This window comes from Hyphomonas sp. (genome assembly GCF_013823385.1).
In the GTDB taxonomy this organism is placed as follows: Bacteria; Pseudomonadota; Alphaproteobacteria; order Caulobacterales; family Hyphomonadaceae; genus Hyphomonas.
Genome location: NZ_PNMA01000043.1, coordinates 1 through 20,445, shown reverse-complemented (window position 1 = coordinate 20,445; position 20,445 = coordinate 1). Strand labels below are relative to the sequence as shown.

14 protein-coding genes are annotated in these 20,445 nt (G+C 63.4%); 2 read left to right on the top strand and 12 right to left on the bottom strand.

Annotated elements, in window-relative coordinates:
- Positions 1 to 24: 24 nt before the first annotated feature.
- From fusA to C0456_RS17810, 12 genes are all read right to left on the bottom strand, one after another.
- A complete protein-coding gene (gene fusA, locus C0456_RS17865) occupies positions 25 to 2,148 on the bottom strand; it encodes an elongation factor G (RefSeq protein ID WP_291055027.1) in 2,124 nt (707 codons plus the stop codon).
- A gap of 87 nt (positions 2,149 to 2,235) precedes the next feature.
- Positions 2,236 to 2,706, bottom strand: coding sequence for a 30S ribosomal protein S7 (gene rpsG / locus C0456_RS17860; protein WP_035594174.1), 471 nt, complete (start codon positions 2,704 to 2,706; stop codon positions 2,236 to 2,238).
- A 14-nt stretch (positions 2,707 to 2,720) separates the two neighbouring features.
- The gene (rpsL, locus tag C0456_RS17855) at positions 2,721 to 3,092 is read right to left on the bottom strand and encodes a 30S ribosomal protein S12 (protein WP_011647831.1); all 372 of its coding nucleotides are present in this window, start codon (positions 3,090 to 3,092) and stop codon (positions 2,721 to 2,723) included.
- 437 nt (positions 3,093 to 3,529) lie between these two features.
- A complete protein-coding gene (gene rpoC, locus C0456_RS17850) occupies positions 3,530 to 7,741 on the bottom strand; it encodes a DNA-directed RNA polymerase subunit beta' (RefSeq protein WP_291055024.1) in 4,212 nt (1,403 codons plus the stop codon).
- A gap of 114 nt (positions 7,742 to 7,855) precedes the next feature.
- Positions 7,856 to 11,995 (bottom strand): DNA-directed RNA polymerase subunit beta, encoded by a 4,140-nt coding sequence (gene rpoB / locus C0456_RS17845; protein ID WP_291055021.1) that lies wholly within the window; start codon positions 11,993 to 11,995, stop codon positions 7,856 to 7,858.
- 153 nt (positions 11,996 to 12,148) lie between these two features.
- Positions 12,149 to 12,529: a 50S ribosomal protein L7/L12 gene (gene rplL / locus C0456_RS17840; RefSeq protein WP_291055018.1), complete on the bottom strand. Its 381-nt coding sequence runs from the start codon at positions 12,527 to 12,529 to the stop codon at positions 12,149 to 12,151.
- A 58-nt stretch (positions 12,530 to 12,587) separates the two neighbouring features.
- Positions 12,588 to 13,103 (bottom strand): 50S ribosomal protein L10, encoded by a 516-nt coding sequence (rplJ, locus tag C0456_RS17835; RefSeq protein WP_291055015.1) that lies wholly within the window; start codon positions 13,101 to 13,103, stop codon positions 12,588 to 12,590.
- Positions 13,104 to 13,499: 396 nt separating this feature from the next.
- Positions 13,500 to 14,195 (bottom strand): 50S ribosomal protein L1, encoded by a 696-nt coding sequence (rplA, locus tag C0456_RS17830; RefSeq protein WP_291055012.1) that lies wholly within the window; start codon positions 14,193 to 14,195, stop codon positions 13,500 to 13,502.
- 5 nt (positions 14,196 to 14,200) lie between these two features.
- Positions 14,201 to 14,647, bottom strand: coding sequence for a 50S ribosomal protein L11 (gene rplK, locus C0456_RS17825; protein WP_291055009.1), 447 nt, complete (start codon positions 14,645 to 14,647; stop codon positions 14,201 to 14,203).
- Between the two features lie 198 nt (positions 14,648 to 14,845).
- Positions 14,846 to 15,682, bottom strand: a complete 837-nt coding sequence (locus C0456_RS17820) for a M48 family metallopeptidase (protein ID WP_291055006.1) — start codon at positions 15,680 to 15,682, stop codon at positions 14,846 to 14,848.
- 113 nt (positions 15,683 to 15,795) lie between these two features.
- Positions 15,796 to 17,097, bottom strand: coding sequence for a hypothetical protein (locus C0456_RS17815; RefSeq protein WP_291055003.1), 1,302 nt, complete (start codon positions 17,095 to 17,097; stop codon positions 15,796 to 15,798).
- Complete coding sequence (locus C0456_RS17810; RefSeq protein ID WP_291055000.1) at positions 17,094 to 18,518, bottom strand: hypothetical protein; 1,425 nt, start codon at positions 18,516 to 18,518, stop codon at positions 17,094 to 17,096. The genes C0456_RS17815 and C0456_RS17810 overlap by 4 nt, the downstream gene beginning before the upstream one ends.
- Positions 18,519 to 18,625: 107 nt before the next feature.
- On the opposite strand from C0456_RS17810, the gene C0456_RS17805 reads away from it, so the two are divergent.
- Both C0456_RS17805 and C0456_RS17800 read left to right on the top strand, forming a co-directional pair.
- On the top strand, positions 18,626 to 19,441 hold the full coding sequence (locus C0456_RS17805; RefSeq protein ID WP_291054997.1) for an RNA methyltransferase: 816 nt from the start codon (positions 18,626 to 18,628) through the stop codon (positions 19,439 to 19,441).
- Positions 19,438 to 20,334, top strand: coding sequence for a class I SAM-dependent methyltransferase (locus C0456_RS17800; protein WP_291054993.1), 897 nt, complete (start codon positions 19,438 to 19,440; stop codon positions 20,332 to 20,334). The genes C0456_RS17805 and C0456_RS17800 overlap by 4 nt, the downstream gene beginning before the upstream one ends.
- Positions 20,335 to 20,445: the final 111 nt, after the last annotated feature.

The window sequence follows — 20,445 nt, the reverse complement described above, 5'->3', positions numbered from 1 at the left end:
CTAGTTCTTGTACAAGGGGCCCGATTAGGAGCCCGAGACTTCCTGAATGATCTTCTGTGCTTCAGCGCGCGGAACTTCGTCATAGTGATCGAAGAGCATGGTGAACTGAGCGCGGCCCTGCGACATGCCACGCAGCGTGGACACATAGCCGAACATGTTCACCAGCGGCACCATCGCCGTGATTGCAGTGGCATTACCGCGGGCTTCGGAGCCCTGGATCTGGCCCCGGCGGGAGTTCAGGTCGCCAATCACGTCGCCCATATAGTCTTCCGGCGTGACGACTTCCACTTTCATGATCGGCTCCATCAGGCGCGGATCACCCTTCCCTTTCAGCTCGCGGAATGCGCCGCGGGCTGCAATCTCGAAGGCGAGAACGCTGGAGTCGACATCGTGGAACGCGCCGTCAACCAGCGTGGCCTTGAAGTCGGTGACCGGATAGCCAGCCAGGAGACCGTTCTCCTTGGCCATTTCCAGGCCCTTCTGGACGCCGGGGATGTATTCCTTCGGAACCGCGCCGCCAACGATCGCGCTGACGAACTGGAAGCCCGAACCAGCTTCAAGCGGCTCGAACTGCAGCTTGATGCGGGCGAACTGGCCGGTACCGCCGGACTGTTTCTTGTGCGTGTAGTCGATCTCGGCCGAACGGCCGATCTTCTCACGGTAAGCCACCTGCGGCTGGCCGATATTGGCCTCAACCTTGAACTCGCGGCGGAGACGGTCGATCAGGATGTCGAGGTGAAGCTCGCCCATGCCCTTCATGATCGTCTGGCCCGACTCGAAGTTGGTTTCGACGCGGAAGGACGGGTCTTCCGCAGCAAGGCGCTGCAGACCAACCGACATCTTTTCCTGGTCAGCCTTCGACTTCGGCTCAACCGCGATCTCGATAACCGGATCGGGGAAGGTCATGGTTTCGAGGACAACCGGCTTGTTCGGATCGCAGACCGTATCGCCGGTCGTGGTTTCCTTGAGGCCGGCGAGCGCCACGATGTCGCCTGCAAAGGCTTCGGTGATCTCGTCCTGCTTGTTAGCGTGCATCATGACCATCCGGCCGACGCGCTCGCGTTTGCCCTTCGTCGCGTTGAGGAAGGAGTCGCCCTTCGACAGCGTGCCCGAATAGATCCGGGTGAAGGTCAGCGTGCCCATATAGGGGTCGTTCATGATCTTGAACGCCAGGCCCGAGAAAGGCTGCGCATCATCGGCCGAACGCTCGATGTTACGCGTCTCGGTCTCGTCGCCCGGGGCAAAGCCCATGTAAGGCGGCACGTCGAGCGGGCTCGGCAGGAAGTCGACCACAGCGTTCAGCATCGGCTGGACGCCCTTGTTCTTGAACGCAGAACCGCAGAGGACCGGCATGAAGGACAGCGTCAGCACGCCCTTGCGGATCAGCTTGCGCAGCGTGTCGATGTCGGGCTCTTTACCTTCGAGGTAGCCTTCCATCGCCGCATCGTCCATTTCGACGGCGATCTCGATGAGCTTGCCGCGCCATTCTTCGGCCAGCGGACGCAGGCTGTCACGGATTTCGCGAAGCTCCCAGGTCGCGCCGAGGTCTTCACCGGCCCACACCCATTCTTTCATGGTGATGAGGTCGATATGGCCTTCAAGCTGGTTTTCCGAACCGATCGGCAGCTGGATCGGCGCCGGCGTTGCGCCAGTGCGGTCCTTGATCATGCGGACGCAGTTGAAGAAGTCAGCGCCGATCTTGTCCATCTTGTTGACGAACACGATGCGCGGAACCTTGTACCGGTCTGCCTGGCGCCAGACGGTTTCGGTCTGGGGCTCAACACCGGCGTTTGCGTCGAGAACGCAGACAGCGCCATCAAGCACGGCCAGCGAACGCTCGACTTCGATGGTGAAGTCAACGTGTCCGGGGGTGTCGATGATGTTGAAACGGTATTTCGGCGAGAGCGCCGTGGAGCCGTCTTCGGTGCGTTCCCAGAAGGTGGTCGTGGCAGCCGAAGTGATCGTGATGCCGCGCTCCTGCTCCTGGACCATCCAGTCCATGGTGGCCGCGCCGTCATGCACTTCACCGATCTTGTGCGACTTGCCGGTGTAGTAGAGGATACGCTCTGTGGTCGTGGTTTTGCCGGCATCAATGTGGGCCATGATGCCGAAGTTGCGGTATCGCTCCAGCGGATATTCGCGGGCCATGAGATCAAACCTTCGTTTCTGCTTCCCGGAAGGAAGGGTGGGGCACTCGCCGGGCGAGGCAACCCTGCCGCCCGGCGATTGTACTTGTTACCAGCGGTAGTGGGCGAACGCCTTGTTCGCATCCGCCATGCGGTGGGTGTCTTCGCGCTTCTTGACCGCGTTGCCGCGGCCCTGGCTTGCATCCATCAGCTCGCCGGCAAGACGCTCACGCATCGTGTTTTCGTTGCGGCCGGCAGCGGCAGAAGCCAGCCAGCGGATGGCGAGCGCCTGGCGGCGCTCGGTGCGCACTTCAACCGGAACCTGGTAGGTGGCACCGCCGACGCGGCGCGAACGAACCTCAACGGCGGGCGCCACAGCTTCCAGAGCATTGTGGAACACTTCGACCGGGTTCTTTTTCGAACGGGTTTCGACCAGATCGAACGCACCGTAAACGATACGCTCGGCAACGGACTTTTTGCCGTCGCGCATGATCTGGTTCATGAATTTCGTAACGACGATGTCCTTGAACTTCGGATCGGGCAGGACTTGGCGCTTCTCGGCACTGTGACGACGGGACATGGGCCTCTAGCCTCTTACTTCGGTTTCTTCGCGCCGTAATGCGAGCGGCGCTGTTTACGGTTCTTGACGGGCTGGGTGTCGAGCGCGCCGCGCACGATGTGGTAGCGCACACCCGGAAGGTCTTTCACGCGGCCGCCGCGGATGAGCACAACAGAGTGCTCCTGAAGGTTGTGGCCTTCGCCGGGGATGTAGCACAGCGATTCAAATCCGGAGGTCATGCGCACCTTGGCCACTTTCCGGAGCGCCGAGTTCGGCTTCTTCGGGGTCGTGGTGTAAACACGGGTGCAGACGCCGCGGCGCTGAGGACAAGCCTTCAGGGCGGGGGTCTTGGTACGGGTGCGCTTTGGCTCGCGCGGATTGCGGATCAGCTGCTGAATCGTCGGCATTCGGGCCTACTGTCTCTTCGTACGTTGCGGCCCGGGGGCCTATAATGACGTGTGCCCCAAAAGCCCTTGATCAGGCTTCCGGGACGAGCGGAAATTGGGGGTCAGCTTCGCCGGAGCATTGCTGTTCCGGTGCGGCACTGGACGAAACGCCCATTTGCCTCTCTGACGATCCGGGGCGTGTAGACTCGCGCGCGCGGCGCGTCAAGGGCGCTGGCGCGGCTTTCCGCATGGCCGGATGTCGTTCTTGTATCGAATCAGAACGGGGAAAGCCCGCCCCAGCTTTCAAAGCACATCCAGGCGATCAGCCCGACAGCGGCAATCGCGCAGATCATGCCTGCAATCTCAGTCCGCCCTGCCCTCATGATACACGCCCGAAAAGTGAAAAAGCCTACCATTGCTGGCAGGCTTTTCCGGTTGGTTCAAGTCAGCAGCCTGGCCTATTCGCCGGCAGTGTCTTTCTCCGGAGCCGGCAGGCTGACGAGGGTGATCCCCTCCTCCGCCTTGGCCATGGCGGCAGCGCGCTTGGCCTTCAGCTTCAGGTCGCGCTCGGCGGCCACACGGCGATACTGGCGGATACCGCCACCCGTACCGGCCGGGATCAGGCGGCCCACGATGACGTTCTCCTTGAGGCCGTCGAGCGTGTCGACCTTGCCCTGGATCGCGGCCTCGGTGAGCACGCGGGTCGTCTCCTGGAAGGAGGCGGCCGAGATGAAGCTCTTGGTCTGCAGCGAGGCCTTGGTGATACCCAGCAGCAGCGGGGTCGCCGTGGCTTCGCGCAGGTCTTTCTTGCGCGAGCGGCGGATGGCCTCATTGGCCTCCTCGAACTCGATCGCATCGATGTGCTCGCCGGTGATGAACGGCGTATCGCCGCCATCGGTGATCTCGACCTTCTGCAGCATCTGGCGAACGATCACCTCGATATGCTTGTCGTTGATCGGCACGCCCTGCAGGCGATAGACCTTCTGCACTTCGTCCGTGAGGTAGTTGGCCAGGGCTTCCACGCCGAGCGTCGAGAGAATGTCCTGCGGGGCCGGGTTACCGTCCATCAGGTATTCACCACGCTTGATGAAGTCGCCGTCCTGGACCGCGAGGTGTTTGCCCTTCGGCACCAGATAGTCGATGGGTTCGCGGCCTTCCTCGGTCGGAACGATCGTGACCTTGCGCTTGTTCTTGTAGTCGCGCCCGTATTCGACGCGGCCATCGACTTCCGCGATGATCGCATGGTCCTTCGGACGGCGGGCTTCGAAGAGTTCGGCCACGCGCGGCAGACCGCCCGTGATGTCCTTCGTCTTGGCACCGCCCGTCGCGACACGGGAGAGCGTGTCGCCCGGCTCGATCCGGTCACCGTCAGAGACGGAGAGGATGGCGCCAACCGACAGCACGTAGGTTGCGAGCGACCCGTTGGGCAGCTTCACCGGCTTGCCGTTGCCATCCACGATCTGGATCGACGGCTTGAGATCGGCCGATTTGGAACTCGATCGCGGGTCAACGACGACGCGCGCGGAGATACCCGTCGCTTCATCGGTTTCCTCGCGCACCGTCACACCCTCGACGAGGTCGATGAGGCGTGCCTCACCGCCCACTTCCGAGACGATCGGCTGGGCGAACGGATCCCAGTCAGCCAGCAGCTTGCCAGGCATGACCTTGTCGCCGTCCTTGGCCATCAGGCGCGTACCATAGGCCGGGCGGAACGACTGGCGGGTGCGCCCGTCTGCGTCCACGATCTCCACCTGCATGCGGCGGCCGACAACCACGATCGTCTTGTCCTTGCGGGTAACGATCTCGGCATCGGTGAAGCGCACCGTCCCCTCGAAGCTGGCTTCGAGCGAGGACTGGTCAGCCACCTGGGCGGCGCCGCCGATGTGGAACGTACGCATCGTCAGCTGGGTACCCGGCTCACCGATGGACTGGGCGGCGATCACACCGACAGCCTCACCCCGGTTGACCAGCGTGCCGCGGGCAAGGTCGCGCCCGTAGCACTGGGCACAGATTCCGTTCTTGGTTTCGCAGGTCAGCGGCGAACGCACTTTCACGCGGTCGACCGAAGCGGTGTCGATGAGGGCGGCAACGTCCTCGTCAACATAGGTATTGGCCGGAACGACGAGCTTGCCATCGGCGCTCTTGATGTCTTCAGCGATGACACGGCCGAGGATACGCTCGTTGAGCGAGACGACGACATCGGCGCCTTCCATGACGGCGTTGATGTCGATGCCCTTCTCCGTGCCGCAATCATCTTCGTTGATGATGCAGTCCTGGGCCACGTCGACGAGGCGGCGGGTCAGGTAACCGGAGTTGGCAGTCTTAAGAGCCGTATCGGCCAGACCCTTACGGGCACCGTGGGTCGAGTTGAAGTACTCGAGAACGGTGAGGCCTTCCTTGAAGTTCGAGATGATCGGCGTCTCGATGATCTCGCCCGACGGCTTGGCCATCAGGCCGCGCATACCGGCGAGCTGTTTCATCTGGTTCTTCGAACCACGCGCCCCGGAGTCAGCCATCATGAAGATCGAGTTGACCTGCTCCTTGCCCTTCTTGATCTGGGCCTTGGAGGCAGACTCCATCATGGCGTCAGCCACCTTGTCGGTGCAGCTCGACCAGGCATCAACGACCTTGTTGTACTTCTCGCCGCGCGTGATCAGACCGTCAGCATACTGACGCTCGTAATCGGAGACGAGATCCTTGGTCGCGTCGACCAGTTTCTTCTTCGCTTCCGGGATGACCATGTCATCCTTGCCGAAGGAGATGCCGGCCTTGCAGGCTTCGCGGAAGCCGAGTTCCATCATCTTGTCACAGAAGATCACCGTCGCCTTCTGGCCGCAGAGGCGGTAGACTTCGTCGATGATCTTGCCGATCGCTTTCTTGGAAAGCACGGTGTTGACGAGTTCCGGACCGATCGCTTTCGAGCGCGGCAGGATGTTCGCCACCATGTAGCGGCCCGGCGTCGTATCGATGATGCGGCGCTGCGGCTTGCCGTCAGCGTCGACGCCGTCATACAGCGCCTTGACCTTGGAGTGCAGCGACACAAGGCCCGCGTCCAGCGCATGCTCGATCTCGGCGAGGTCTGCGAAGACCATGCCCTCCCCCGGCTCGCCCTTGCGGTCGAGCGAGAGGTAGTAGAGGCCGAGGATGATGTCCTGGGACGGAACGATGATTGGCTTGCCGTTGGCGGGCGAGAGGATGTTGTTGGTCGACATCATCAGCACGCGGCATTCCAGCTGGGCCTCGAGGCTCAGCGGAACGTGGACAGCCATCTGGTCGCCGTCGAAGTCCGCGTTGAACGCGGCGCAGACGAGCGGGTGCAGCTGGATGGCCTTGCCTTCGATCAGCTTCGGCTCGAATGCCTGGATGCCCAGACGGTGCAGCGTCGGCGCGCGGTTCAGCAGAACCGGGTGCTCACGGATAACCTCGTCGAGGATATCCCACACTTCCGGCTTCTCTTTCTCCACCAGCTTCTTGGCCGCCTTCACCGTGCCGGCGAGGCCTTTGGCGTCGAGGCGCGCATAGATGAACGGCTTGAACAGCTCCAGCGCCATCTTCTTCGGCAGGCCGCACTCGTGCAGCTTGAGGTTCGGGCCGACCACGATGACCGAACGGCCGGAATAGTCGACGCGCTTGCCCAGAAGGTTCTGGCGGAAGCGGCCCTGCTTGCCTTTCAGCATGTCGGAGATCGACTTCAGCGGGCGCTTGTTGGTGCCCGTGATCGTGCGGCCGCGGCGGCCATTGTCGAACAGGGCGTCCACCGACTCCTGCAGCATCCGCTTTTCGTTCCGGATGATGATGTCCGGCGCGCGAAGCTCCATCAGGCGCTTCAGGCGGTTGTTCCGGTTGATCACGCGGCGATAGAGGTCGTTGAGGTCGGAGGTGGCGAAGCGGCCGCCATCCAGCGGAACCAGCGGGCGCAGATCCGGCGGGATGACCGGGATGACCGTCAGGATCATCCATTCCGGTTTCGCTTTCGACTGGATGAAGGAATCCACCACCTTCAGGCGCTTGGAATACTTCTTCGTCTTCAGTTCCGAACTGGACTCGCGCAGCTCCTCGCGCAGCGTCTCGGCCAGCGTCGGCAGGTCGAGGCTCTTGAGGATTTCGCGGATCGCTTCGGCGCCGATCATCGCGGTGAACGCGTCTTCGCCAAGGCGGTCCTGCGCGTCCATATACTCTTCTTCGGTGAGCAGCTGCAGCGGCTCAAGCTCGGTCAGGCCGGGCTCGATGACCACATAGCTTTCGAAGTAGAGCACGCGCTCGACGTCTTTCAGCGGCATGTCCACCAGGGTCGCGATCCGGGACGGCAGCGACTTCAGGAACCAGATGTGCGCCACCGGCGCGGCCAGATCGATATGGCCCATGCGCTCGCGGCGAACGCGCGCCAGGGTCACTTCAACGCCGCACTTCTCGCAGACGATGCCGCGATACTTGATGCGCTTATACTTGCCGCAAAGGCACTCATAGTCCTTCGTCGGGCCGAATATCCGCGCACAGAAAAGGCCGTCGCGCTCCGGCTTGAACGTGCGGTAGTTGATGGTTTCGGGCTTCTTGATTTCACCAGACGACCACGAGCGGATCTTCTCCGGGCTCGCAATCGAAATACGGATCGCCTCGAAGCTCGGGGCGGGCGTATTGGTGTTGAACATATTGGCGACGTCCTGGCGCATAGGGTGTCTGCTCCTTGGGGCGGGCATTTACGGGGAGGTCTCTCTCCCCTGCCCTGAATAAATCCGGGTCGGCGAGGCCCCGCCTGTTCAGCGGGGCCCTATTTTGCGGAAAGTCTACTCGGCGGCCACCGGGGCCTCTTCAGCTGCGTCCCGCTCGAGGCCATTTTCCTCAAGCAGCTCCACATTGAGACCGAGCGAGCGCATCTCCTTGATAAGCACGTTGAAGCTTTCCGGAATGCCGGCCTCGAAGGTGTCGTCCCCACGGACGATCGCTTCGTAGACCTTGGCGCGGCCGGCCGTATCGTCCGACTTCACCGTCAGCATTTCCTGCAGCGTGTAGGCAGCGCCATAGGCTTCCAGAGCCCAGACCTCCATCTCGCCGAAGCGCTGGCCGCCGAACTGGGCCTTGCCGCCCAGCGGCTGCTGGGTGACGAGCGAGTACGGACCCGTGGAGCGGGCGTGGATCTTCTCGTCGACCAGGTGGTGCAGCTTCAGAAGGTATTTGTAGCCAACCGTGACCGGGCGCGTGAACGCCACACCGGTGCGGCCGTCGAACAGGCGGACCTGACCCGACGTGTCCAGACCGGCACGGGTCAGCAGGTCGTTGATGTCGTCCTCGCGGGCGCCATCGAACACCGGGGTCGCAATCGGAACACCGTTCCGGAGGTTGCCTGCCAGCTCGATGATTTCCTCATCGGTCTCCGGCAGGTCCTGAGCTTCGCCATAAGCATGGGTCAGCGACGCTTTCAGCGCCTTGATGTCATGCTTCTGGTGGAACTCTTCCAGCGCCTTGTCGATGATGTGGCCGAGGCCGCGGCAGGCCCAGCCCGAATGGGTCTCGAGGATCTGACCGACGTTCATCCGCGAAGGCACGCCCAGCGGGTTGAGCACGATGTCGACCGGCGTACCATCTTCCAGGAACGGCATGTCTTCGAGCGGGTTGATCTTGGAGATAACCCCCTTGTTGCCGTGACGGCCGGCCATCTTGTCGCCCGGCTGCAGCTTGCGCTTCACGGCCAGGAAGACCTTCACGACCTTCATCACGCCCGGAGGCAGATCGTCGCCGCGCTGGACCTTCTCGACCTTGTCGTTGAAGCGGGCATCAAGTTCCCGGATCGAGGCGTCGAACTGCTCGCGCAGGGCCTGGAGTTCGGCCTGGGCCTTTTCAGACTTCAGCTCGATATCCCACCACTGGCGCTGGTTCAGCTCTTCAAGGGCAGCTTCAGCGATCTTGCCGGCTTTGAAGCCTTTGGGACCTGCCGCCGCTTCCTTGCCGACGAGAATGTCGCGCAGGCGCGAATAGGTGTTGCGCTCAAGGATCGACTGTTCGTCTTCCTTGTCTTCCTGCAGCTTCTCGATCTGCTCACGCTCGATCTGCAGCGCGCGCTGGTCCTTGTCGATGCCGTGGCGGTTGAAGATGCGCACATCCACAACCGTACCGGCGTCGCCCGGAGGCACGCGCAGCGAGGTATCACGAACGTCCGACGCCTTCTCACCGAAGATGGCGCGCAGGAGTTTCTCCTCCGGCGTCATCGGGCTTTCGCCCTTCGGCGTGACCTTGCCGACGAGGATGTCGCCCGCCTTCACTTCGGCGCCGACCGCCACGATCCCGGCTTCGTCGAGGTTGCGGAGCGCTTCCTCGCCGACGTTCGGGATGTCGCGGGTGATCTCTTCCGGGCCGAGCTTGGTATCACGGGCGGCAACTTCGAACTCCTCGATGTGGATCGAGGTGAAGACGTCGTCGCGCACGATGCGCTCGGAGATCAGGATGGAGTCTTCGAAGTTGTAGCCGTTCCAGGGCATGAACGCGACGAGCACGTTCCGGCCGAGCGCCAGTTCACCGAGATCCGTGGACGGACCGTCAGCGATGATGTCGTTCTTCGACACAACGTCGCCAACCTTCACGATCGGACGCTGGTTGATGCACGAGTTCTGGTTCGAGCGGCGGAACTTGGCGAGACGGTAGATGTCGACGCCCGACTTGGAGCCTTCGAGATCTTCGGTCGCGCGCACAACGATACGCATCGCGTCGACCTGCTCGACCACCCCTGCCCGGCGGGCAACGATGGCGGCGCGGCTGTCGCGGGCAACGACCGCTTCCATGCCGGTGCCGACGAATGGCGCTTCGGACTTCACAAGCGGCACCGCCTGGCGCTGCATGTTGGAGCCCATCAGCGCGCGGTTGGCGTCGTCATTCTCGAGGAATGGAATGAGCGAGGCAGCCACCGACACGACCTGCTTGGGCGAAACGTCCATATACTGAACTTCTTCGCGCGCAACCATCGTCGCTTCGCCAGCCACACGGGCGTTGACGAACTCGTTCACGAGCTCGCCCTTGGCATTCACGGTCGCGTTGGCCTGAGCGATCGAATAGATGCTCTCTTCCATCGCGGAGAGGTACACGACCTCTTCGGTCAGCTTGCCATTCAGCACGCGGCGGTAAGGGCTCTCGATGAAGCCGTACTTGTTGACGCGGGCATGGGTCGCCAGGCTGTTGATCAGACCGATGTTCGGGCCTTCCGGCGTCTCGATCGGGCAGATGCGGCCATAATGGGTCGGGTGAACGTCGCGGACCTCAAAGCCGGCGCGCTCGCGCGTCAGACCGCCCGGGCCAAGCGCCGAGAGGCGGCGCTTGTGGGTGATCTCGGAGAGCGGGTTGGTCTGGTCCATGAACTGCGACAGCTGCGAGGAGCCGAAGAATTCGCGGACAGCCGCCACAACCGGTTTGGCATTGATCAGGTCGTGCGGCATCACGGTGTCGATATCGACCGCGCCCATACGTTCCTTGATCGCGCGCTCCATGCGCACGAGACCGATCCGGTAGTTGTTTTCCATCAGCTCGCCGACCGAGCGGACACGGCGGTTGCCGAGGTTGTCGATATCGTCGACTTCGCCCTTGCCGTCCTTCAGGTCGAGGATGACCTTCATGACGCCGATAATGTCTTCATTGCGCAGGGTGCGCATGCTGTCTTCCGCCGACTCGTACTCGCGCACGGCCACCGAGAGACGCATGTTCATCTTCACCCGGCCAACGGCCGAGAGGTCGTAACGCTCGGAATCGAAGAAGAGCTGGCCGAAGAGAGCCTCAGCCGCTTCCTGCGTCGGCGGTTCGCCGGGGCGCATGACGCGGTAGATGTCCGAGAGCGCTTCGAAGCGGGTCTCGTTCTTGTCAGCCTTCAGCGTGTTGCGCAGCCAGGGGCCACGGCCACCGGCGTCAATGTCCAGCACTTCGATCAGGTCGATGCCGTAATCGCGCATTTCGGCGATGGTCGCCTCTTCCAGCGCGTCGCCGGCTTCCCCGAAGATTTCCCCGGTTTCCATGTTGACCACATCGCGGGCCAGGAACTTGCCGACGAGGGCTTCCGAGGTGACGAGGATCTCGTCGGTGCCGCTTTCCGCCGTACGCTTCGCCTTGAGGGCGGTGATCTTCTTGCCGGCCTCGGCGACGACCTTGCCGGTCTTGGCGTCGATCAGGTCGAATTCCGGCTTCACGCCCTTCCAGGCATCGGCGCGGAAGCTCGTGATCCAGCCCTTTTTGTCGAGGCGGTAGATCGAGCGGGTGTAGAACTGGTCAAGGATCTGCTCGGTGTCATAGCCGAGCGCATACAGCATCGTCGTCGCCGGCAGCTTGCGCTTGCGGTCGATCCGGATGTTCAGGATGTCTTTCGCGTCGAACTCGAAGTCGAGCCAGGAGCCGCGATACGGAATGATCCGGGCGGCAAACAGCAGCTTGCCCGAAGCATGGGTCTTGCCCTTGTCATGGTCAAAGAACACGCCCGGCGAACGGTGCATCTGCGAGACGATCACGCGCTCGGTGCCGTTGACGACAAAGGTGCCCTTCTCGGTCATCAGCGGGATGTCGCCGAGATAGCATTCCTGCTCTTTCACTTCCTTGACCGAGCGGGCGCCGGTGTCTTCATCAACGTCGAACACCACGAGCTGGAGGCGCACTTTCAGCGGGGCCTGGTAGGTCAGGTCGCGCTGCATGCACTCTTCGACATCGAACTTAGGCTGTTCGAACTCGTAGGAGACGTATTCGAGGGTCGCACGCTCAGAGAAGTCCGTGATCGGGAAAACCGATTTGAAGACACCGCCCAGGCCATCATCCGTGCGCTTTTCGCGCGGCGTGTTCATCTGGAGGAAGGCTTCGTAGGACTCGCGCTGGACCTCGATCAGGTTTGGCATTTCGATGGCTTCGGGAATGCGGCCGAAGTTTTTGCGGATACGTTTCTTTTCCGTGAAGGAGAGTGCCATCCCAGGTTCCCAGTCTTTCGGCTTGTCCGCACGCGCGCAGACAGCCTGTGATTAGAACGCGAGTACGCGGCGATCCCCAATGGAGACCGCCGCGCAGATCCTTGAACGGGAGACGCCTCGCGCGAACGCCGCCCGGATGCGAAACCGCAGAGCTTACTTGAGCTCGACTTTTGCGCCTGCAGCTTCGAATTTCTTCTTCATCTCTTCAGCGTCAGCCTTGGACACGCCTTCCTTGACGGTCTTCGGAGCGCCTTCGACGAGGTCCTTGGCTTCTTTCAGGCCGAGGGCCGGAACGACTTCGCGGACGAGCTTGATGACTTCGATTTTCTTCGCGCCAGCGTCGGTCAGCACGACATCGAATTCGGTCTTCTCTTCAACAGCAGCGGCCGGAGCAGCGCCGCCGCCAGCAGCAGCAACAGCCACAGGAGCAGCAGCAGAAACGCCCCACTTTTCTTCGAGCATTTTTGCAAGCTCAGCAGCTTCCAGAACGGTCAGAGCCGAGAGATCTTCGACAATCTTTTCGAGATTTGCCATGGTTTCAATTCCTGTTTGGTTCGGTTGTTAAGGTCTTGGTGTTGCGAAAACGGGTGTCTTATGCGGCGTCTTTCGACGCATACGCGGACACCACGCGGGCAAGTTGCGAAGCCGGTGCCTGAATGACGCCTGCAACTTTCGTTGCCGGTGCCTGGATGAGGCCGATAAGCTTGCCACGCAGTTGGTCGAGGGACGGCAGTTTCGCGAGGGCTTCGACGCCTTTGGCATCGAGGACCTGCTCACCCATCACGGCGCCGATGATGACGAGTTTCGAATTTTCCTTCGAGAACTCATCGGCCGCTTTCGCAGCCGACACCGGATCCGGCGAGTAGGCGATCGCCACGGGGCCCTGGAAGAGCTCCTGTGCCTTGTCGCCACCTGCCCCGCCCAGCGCGATTTTCGCGAGGCGGTTCTTGACCACTTTGAAGTGCGCGCCGTCCTTGCGGAGCATGCCACGCAGCTTCGTCATTTCCGCCACGGTAAGACCGGTATAGTGGGTCACGACGACCACGCCCGCCCCTTCGAAAACCCCTTTGAGGTTCTCGAGAGCCGCGCTTTTTCCAGCTTTATCCATTGCGGGTCTCCATTGAGGCGCCCGGACCATCCGGCCGCCCTGGTAATCGCCAAAACTCCCGAAAGAGCCTCAGCGCCTGCCCAGGGATTGGCCTGCCCGGTCTGCATTTCCTGGGGATTCCAGAAAATTCCGAACCGTTTCAACGCCTCACCCCGTCTGCACAGGCGGCCAGATGGCCCTTAGCAACCCCGAAGGGTATGACCTATGGTCTAGGACAGGAAAACGGGAGGCCGCCGATGCATATCGGAGAACTCCCGTCAAGCGGCGGCTGTTAACGGTTTTTCCAGAGGTTCGCAAGCCCCTTCCCTGAATTTTTCACAGGGGCACAAAAAAGCCCGGAGCCGCTGGGCAGCTCCGGGCCTTCCTGAAATTTCAGCCCCGAGGGGCTTGCGGCGATCAGCCCTTGGCTTCAGCCAGGTCGATCGTAACGCCGGCGCCCATCGTCGAAGACAGGGTGACCTTGCGCACAAATGTGCCTTTCGCGCCCGACGGGCGGGCTTTCACGACGGCCGAAATGAACGCCTGGACGTTCTTCTCGATGTCGGCATCGGTGAAGCTGGCCTTGCCAACACCGGCATGAACGATACCGGCCTTCTCGACCTTGAACTCGACGGCGCCGCCCTTGGCGTCCTTGACGGCCTGGGTGACGTTCGGGGTCACGGTGCCAACCTTGGGGTTCGGCATCAGGCCGCGTGGGCCGAGCACCTTACCAAGACGGCCGACAAGGCCCATCATGTCCGGGGTCGCGATCACACGGTCGAAGTCCATGAAGCCGCCATTGACCTTTTCGAACAGGTCTTCGGCGCCGACGATGTCTGCGCCGGCTGCAAGAGCTTCTTCAGCCTTCTTGTCCTTGGCGAACACGGCCACGCGGACGTCCTTGCCGGTGCCTGCCGGCAGGTTCACCACCGAGCGGACCTGCTGGTCGGCATATTTGGGGTCAACGCCGAGATTGATGGCGATTTCGATCGACTCGTCGAACTTCGCCTTGGCGTTCGATTTCACGAGCTTCACAGCCTCGGAGATCGTGTAAGCTTTCGTCTTGTCGACGGTCTGCTCGATTGCGCGGGTGCGCTTACCTTTGGTCGCCATGATGATTACTCCACGATCTGCAGGCCCATCGCGCGGGCGGAGCCGGCGATGATCTTGGTGGCTGCATCAAGGTCGTTGGCGTTCAGGTCGTCCATCTTGACCTTCGCGATCTCGCGAACCTGGTCCATGGTCACCTTGCCGACGGTGTCATAGCCGGGCTTTTTCGCGCCAGAAGCGGGCTTCTTGCCGAGTTTCAGGCCAGCGGCCTTCTTCAGCAGAACCGTTGCCGGCGGCGTCTTGGTGACGAAGGTGAACGACTTGTCCTGATAATACTGGATCACAACCGGGGTCGGCAGGCCTTCTTCCATGCCCTGGGTACGGGCGTTGAAGGCTTTGCAGAATTCCATGATGTTGATACCGCGCTGGCCGAGGGCGGGGCCCACTGGCGGCGACGGGTTGGCCTTGCCGGCCGGGATCTGGAGCTTGATCTGCCCCAGAAGTTTCTTAGCCATTTTGTCCTCACAACTTTGGCGAAGGGGCGGTGGTCTTTCGATCCGCCCGGTTGAATACGAGGCTCCGCGGTTCGGCTGGCAGCCTCCCGCAGAAGCGGCGCGTATGACGGAAAGCCCCTGCCCGGTCAAGCCGCAGGCATGAAAAAGCCCGGAACGCCTGGCGTCCGGGCCTTCTGGCAGGGCTGGGCCGCCTGACCCTTACATCATCGCATAGCCGCGCGCGTTGATGTACTGGCGCAATTCTGCGGCGCGGCGGGTCGGATCAGGGTGGGTCGACATGAATTCGGGCGGACGCTGCCCCTTGGACTGGGCGTCCATCAGCTCCCACAGGCGGACCGACTGTTTCACGTCATATCCGGCATTATACATGTAATCGACGCCGAGGCGGTCGGCCTCCAGCTCATGATTGCGGCTGTAGGGCAGGATCACGCCGAACTGCACCGCCGCCCCGCCGAGCGCGCCGATGGCCGAGCCATACTTGCTGAGCTCTTCGGACGATGCCACGGCGATCTGGCCAACCATCATGCCGGCCTGCGCCGCCATCGCCACCGACATCCGCTCCGCCGCATGGCGGCCGGTCACATGCCCGGTCTCATGCCCCAGAACCGATGACAGCTGGTCATCATTCTCGGTCAGTTCGGTAATCCCGCGATACACGCCGACCCGGTTGCCCGGCATCACGAACGCGTTGACGTCATCGGTGTCGAACACCGCCACATCCCACTGTTCATGATCGCGCTTGGCGCCCTTCGCGGTGCGGTTCCACACGTTCAGCACGCGGTTGCGCAGCGCCGCATTGGAGGTCTGGGGCACCTGGGTCTTCATGTCCGACCAGGCAGCCGTGGCCATGCTGGCCACTTCCGCGTCGCCCATCAGCAGGAACTGGCTGCGGCCGGTTTCCGGATTAGTCGTGCAGCCCGAAACGAAGGGCAGCACGGTGCCGGCAGCGATGCCGGTGATGATCGCGCGGCGCGACATCCGGATCTTGGGCGCGCCAGCGAGGATCTCGCCGTCAAAATCAATGCGTTCGACCATTTTTCTCTCCCTGAAACCGGCCATCGGAAGGTTAACTCCGCGGCGGCAAAATGCAATTCCAGCCTTCGATCCCTAGGCCCCTGCCCGTGAACCGCTGCTGAATGTGAACCGTCTCAGGGCTCGGCGCCCTCGCCCACCAGAATGGCGGCCTGCTCCACCCAGCCTTCGCGCTTCACGCGGCCATTGAAGTGCAGATAATCGTCAATCCAGGCGATGTTTTCGGGGCTCCAGTCGGCAATCTGGTCGAAATGATAGATGCCCAGCGAGTTCAGCACTTCCTGAATGCGTGGGCCGATCCCGCCGATCAGGGTCAGGTCGTCCGGCGCGCCCTCCACCGGCCGCTCCAGCGCCAGCGGGCGGGCGGGCATCACATCTGCCGCCTCTCCGGCATCGGCCAGCGCATCTTCTTCCTCAAGCCGGCCGAGGATGGCTTCCGCGGCAAAGGCGCCCTCGTCTTCCTCTTCGTCCTCGTCCTCGTCTTCGAAATCGTCATCGCCGGCGAAGTCTTCCAGCGCCTCGCCCGTTTCGTCTTCGGTCTGCCGCTCACGCTCCAGGCTGGCGGCTTCTTCGTCTTCTGCCGCGATTTCATCGTCGACGCTTTCCTGGTCGCCTTCAAAATAGGCCAGGCGCCCTTCCAGAAAGCGGTTGCGCCAGCGCAGGCGGGCGAGTTCTTCCTCAGGCGACTCCTCATCGGCCTTCGGCGCCGCGGGGGCGGAAGGCGCGGCGGCTGGCGCCGCCTCCTCGACCACCGCTGGGGCGGCTGCCAGGGCTGGCTGGGCCGCGACTTCATTTTCCAGCGCCTTCACCCGCAGCGCCAGGTAAGAGACTTTCCATGTCAGCTTGGGGTCCGCCTCGGCGGCGGGCGCAGCCTCGGTCTGAACAGGCGCGGGCACGGTGGCAGCCGCCGCGACCGCCTCTGCGCGCGCCACTTCGGCGTCCGTGAGCGCCCGGCGGGCTTCGGCGAGGTCTGCCTCAAGCCCGGCAACCTGCGCCTCCAGCTCCTTCGTGCGCAGCATCGCGGCCCCGTCAATGGCGGGCAAAGCTGCCATTTCCGGCGCAGGCGCCAGCACGGGCGGAGCCGCCTTCAGGGCGTCGAGTTCTTCCCGCGCCAGGCGCAGGGCTGAGAGGGTTTCGGCCAGCTGTTGCTCCAGCGCCGGATCAGCCTGGGGCGAGACCTGCGCGGCCTCAAACGCCTGCGCGCCGCCCTGCCCTGCCAGCAGCTTGCGCTGGGCGGCAAACAGGCGCTCGATCTCGTCGCGCGCTTCGCTGAGTTCCACCTTCGTCACATCGCGGTCGACTTCCGCCCGGCGCAGGCGGCCGGTCAGCAACATGCCGCGGAGCGACCAGCCCAGCAGCAGCGCCACCAGCGCTGCCCCGGCCAGTGCAATCCACATATGTGCCACAAGCCAGGTCATTCTCCGCTCCGTTCCAAAATTCTGATGTCTACAGGCCGGGCTGCTGCCGTTTCCGCGTCAGCGTCCTGATTAGCGCCCTCGCCGCTGGGGCGACTATAGCTGATAGCAGCCAGCCGCGCGCGGGGCACCCCTGCCGAAACAAGGAAATCCGCCAGTTCGGAGGCCTGCACGTTTCCGGCGGCGATAATCTCGAACCGCTCGGAGGCGTCGCAGCGGCGGAGGACCCCGGCGATCTCGTCGAGGACCGGACCGCTTTGCCGGGCCAGCACCGCGCCGCCCTGCGTGAAGCGGATCTGACCCGAGGCGAGCGCCGCGCGAAGCTCTCCCTGGCAGTCCATTCCCGCGCCACCGGCAGACATCGGCAGGACATTTCCGGACACTTCCTGGACACTTTCGGACATTTCGGCGCCAATCGCCGTCTTCCAGCGGCCCCCGCCGCGCGCCATGTCGTCCTTCAGGTAATAGAGCGTGCTGGGCCGCGCCGTACCCTCGAAGATGAACACCCCGCCCGCCGCATCGAAGGCCATCTCGCCCGCGCTGAACCTGGCAAACTCGGGCAACCCGGCCAGCGCGCCGGCAAGCCAGCCTTCCGGCATCGCCGCGCCGAGGGCCATCTCGTCGGCAATCTCGCCGTCAAAGCTCTCCTCAGCCGCCGCCAGCAGCTGGCGCCGCTCACCCTCATTGGAAATTGTGCCCGACAGCGTCAGCACATTGCCTTCAAGGCGGGCGCGCCAGCGGACGTCTCCGGCCAGCAGCGGCTCTCCGCGGAAGGGCGCGGCCACGCCCGACACCGCCCGGGCGATCTCCGCCCGCAGCGCCGGATCGGCCACCTCGCCGCGCAGCACCAGGCGATAATCGGTCAGGGTCGCCTCCCCTTCCTCCATCTGCGCGAGCTGTTTCAGCGCCAGCCGCGCAACCCCCTGGAAGTTGCCGGCCGGCGCGCCTGCCGCCAGCTGCATCTCATTGTCCACCGCCGCGCGCCCTACAAGGCGGACATCCTCCACCAGCGTGGCCTGGATGCCCTTGGAGGGCACAAGGCCCGAGAGGATGATCCGGCCTTCGGCTGTCTTGGTGGCGCGCCAGACATAGGGCGAGACCGGAGGCGCCGCGTCCGCGCGGTTCTCCACCAGGGTCACGCCGCCGAAGATCAGCCCGCCAGGGCCGCTGCTGCGCCGCACGAGGCGGGCGGCCTCGGTCACCGCATCATGGGAGGGCGCCGCGCCGGTGATCACGGCCCGCTGGCCGTCCATCCGGACGCTGGCCCAATCGGCCCCGCCTTCGGCCAGCGCCGCATTGGCCCGCGCCTCCAGCCGTGCTTGGAGGTTTACAGCGCTCTGTGGGGATTGGTAGATGCCCCACCACATAAGGAAAGGCAGGGCCAGGAGGGCGAGCCCCCCCCAAAGGTAGTCAAGCAGGCGCATGACGTCGCTGACCTCCCAAAACCAGTACCCCCACAGCACTCACTCGGGCGAGGCATGCCCTAACCCTTAACTGATCGCAAGATGAACCAGACAGACCCCACCCGGCGATGAAACAGCCCCTAGAACTGATCACCAGCCCCTCCAATCCGCTGATCAAGACCCTGAAAGGCCTTGAGCGCAAGAAGGAGCGTGCCGAAACCGGCCTGTTCCTGGCCGAAGGCGCCCGGATTGTCAGCGAAGGCCTCGCGCGCGGCTGGCAGCCGGAAACCGTGATTATTGCCGCCGATATGGCAGAACGGCCACAGATCCGTGACCTGGCGCGCGACGCCTTGAAGGCGGGCGCGCGTGTCGTGACGGCGCCTGACCGGCTGATGACCAAGATCACCCAGAAGGACAACGCCCAGAGCGTCGTCGCCGCCTTCCGCCAGCGCCATCTGAGCCTGGAAGCGTTGCCCAAACCGGTCGGCACACCACTCTACATCGCCCTCTATGAAGTGCGCGATCCCGGCAATCTCGGCACCATCCTGCGCACCGCAGACTGCGCCGGGGTGAGCGGCGTCATTCTCGTCGGTACCTGCTGTGATCCCTACAGTTTCGAGGCCGTACGCGCGTCCATGGGATCGGTGTTTGACGTGCCCTTTGCCCATGCCGATTTCGACAGTTTCAACACCTGGCGCAAGGCTGCCGGAATACGCCTTTCCGCTGCATCCGTAAATGGGACCGTGCGCCATGACGGGGCCGATTTCACCGGCGGATCGATCATCCTCATGGGCAATGAACAGGCCGGCCTGCCCGGCTGGGCCGAAGCGGCGTGCGACACGCTCTGCCTCATTCCAATGCGCGGGGGCGCCGACAGCCTGAACCTTGCCCAGGCCAGCGCCATCATGATCTACGAGGCCTGGCGCCAGCGAGGCTATGCATGACCATGAAAACCGAAACCCGCCTGCTGATCGCTGACGACTGGGAAGACTATGCCCTGCTCGACAGCGGCCACCTGCAGAAGCTGGAACGCTTCGGCAGCCAGACCGTGATCCGGCCCGACCCGCAGGCCTTCTGGGAACCCGCCCGGCCGGTGCAGAGCTGGAAAGCGGACGCCCGCTTCGTCACCAAGGCGCAGGATGAAGACGGCGCCGGGCAATGGGAAGTGCTCTCCCCCCGCGCCGCCGAAAGCTGGCCAATGCGCTGGAATGGCCTCACCTTCACGGCGCGGCGCACCGCCTTCCGGCATATGGGCGTCTTCCAGGAACACTCCGTCCACTGGCGGTTTGCGCAGGAGCAGATCCGCGCCGCAGGGCGCCCGCTCAAGGTGCTGAACCTCTTTGGCTATACCGGCATGATGTCGCTCGCCTGCGCGGCCGCCGGGGCCGAGGTGGTCCACCTCGATGCCAGCCCGAAATCCAATGGCTATGGCAAGGACAACCAGACCCTGTCGGGCCTTGATGACCGCACCATCCGCTGGATTGCCGATGACGCGATGAAGTTCGTCGCCCGCGAAATCCGCCGGGGCAGCAGGTATGACGGCATCGTGCTCGACCCGCCCAAATTCGGCCGCGGCCCGAAGAACGAGACCTGGCGTTTCGAGGAGAGCCTGCCCGAGCTGCTCGACGGCGTGCGAGACCTCCTCAGCGACGAGCCGCGCTTCGTCATCGCCACGGCCTATGCCGTGCGCCTTTCCTATCTCGCCGTGGCCCAGGCCCTCGGCGACCGGCTGAAGCCCTATGGCGGCGTGATGGAAATGGGCGAAATGGCCCTGCCCCAGCAAGGCTCCGACCGCCTGCTGCCCACCGCGCTCTACGCCCGCTGGCGCGCCGGCTGAGACACAAACGCGTTCAAAACCGCGCGCTGGCGACAGCCGGCCAGGCACTGCCGCACCCTTGCCTGGCCCCTCCCCCGCCCACCTGCGGGGCGGCCGGCCGGACAACGCCCA

Bases quoted from the DNA above. Each gene is read 5' to 3' on its own strand.
- fusA (WP_291055027.1), bottom strand. From the start codon at position 2,148: ATGGCCCGCGAATATCCGCTGGAGCGATACCGCAACTTCGGCATCATG.
- rpsG (WP_035594174.1), bottom strand. From the start codon at position 2,706: ATGTCCCGTCGTCACAGTGCCGAGAAGCGCCAAGTCCTGCCCGATCCG.
- rpsL (WP_011647831.1), bottom strand. From the start codon at position 3,092: ATGCCGACGATTCAGCAGCTGATCCGCAATCCGCGCGAGCCAAAGCGC.
- rpoC (WP_291055024.1), bottom strand. From the start codon at position 7,741: ATGCGCCAGGACGTCGCCAATATGTTCAACACCAATACGCCCGCCCCG.
- rpoB (WP_291055021.1), bottom strand. From the start codon at position 11,995: ATGGCACTCTCCTTCACGGAAAAGAAACGTATCCGCAAAAACTTCGGC.
- rplL (WP_291055018.1), bottom strand. From the start codon at position 12,529: ATGGCAAATCTCGAAAAGATTGTCGAAGATCTCTCGGCTCTGACCGTT.
- rplJ (WP_291055015.1), bottom strand. From the start codon at position 13,103: ATGGATAAAGCTGGAAAAAGCGCGGCTCTCGAGAACCTCAAAGGGGTT.
- rplA (WP_291055012.1), bottom strand. From the start codon at position 14,195: ATGGCGACCAAAGGTAAGCGCACCCGCGCAATCGAGCAGACCGTCGAC.
- rplK (WP_291055009.1), bottom strand. From the start codon at position 14,647: ATGGCTAAGAAACTTCTGGGGCAGATCAAGCTCCAGATCCCGGCCGGC.
- C0456_RS17820 (WP_291055006.1), bottom strand. From the start codon at position 15,682: ATGGTCGAACGCATTGATTTTGACGGCGAGATCCTCGCTGGCGCGCCC.
- C0456_RS17815 (WP_291055003.1), bottom strand. From the start codon at position 17,097: ATGACCTGGCTTGTGGCACATATGTGGATTGCACTGGCCGGGGCAGCG.
- C0456_RS17810 (WP_291055000.1), bottom strand. From the start codon at position 18,518: ATGCGCCTGCTTGACTACCTTTGGGGGGGGCTCGCCCTCCTGGCCCTG.
- C0456_RS17805 (WP_291054997.1), top strand. From the start codon at position 18,626: ATGAAACAGCCCCTAGAACTGATCACCAGCCCCTCCAATCCGCTGATC.
- C0456_RS17800 (WP_291054993.1), top strand. From the start codon at position 19,438: ATGACCATGAAAACCGAAACCCGCCTGCTGATCGCTGACGACTGGGAA.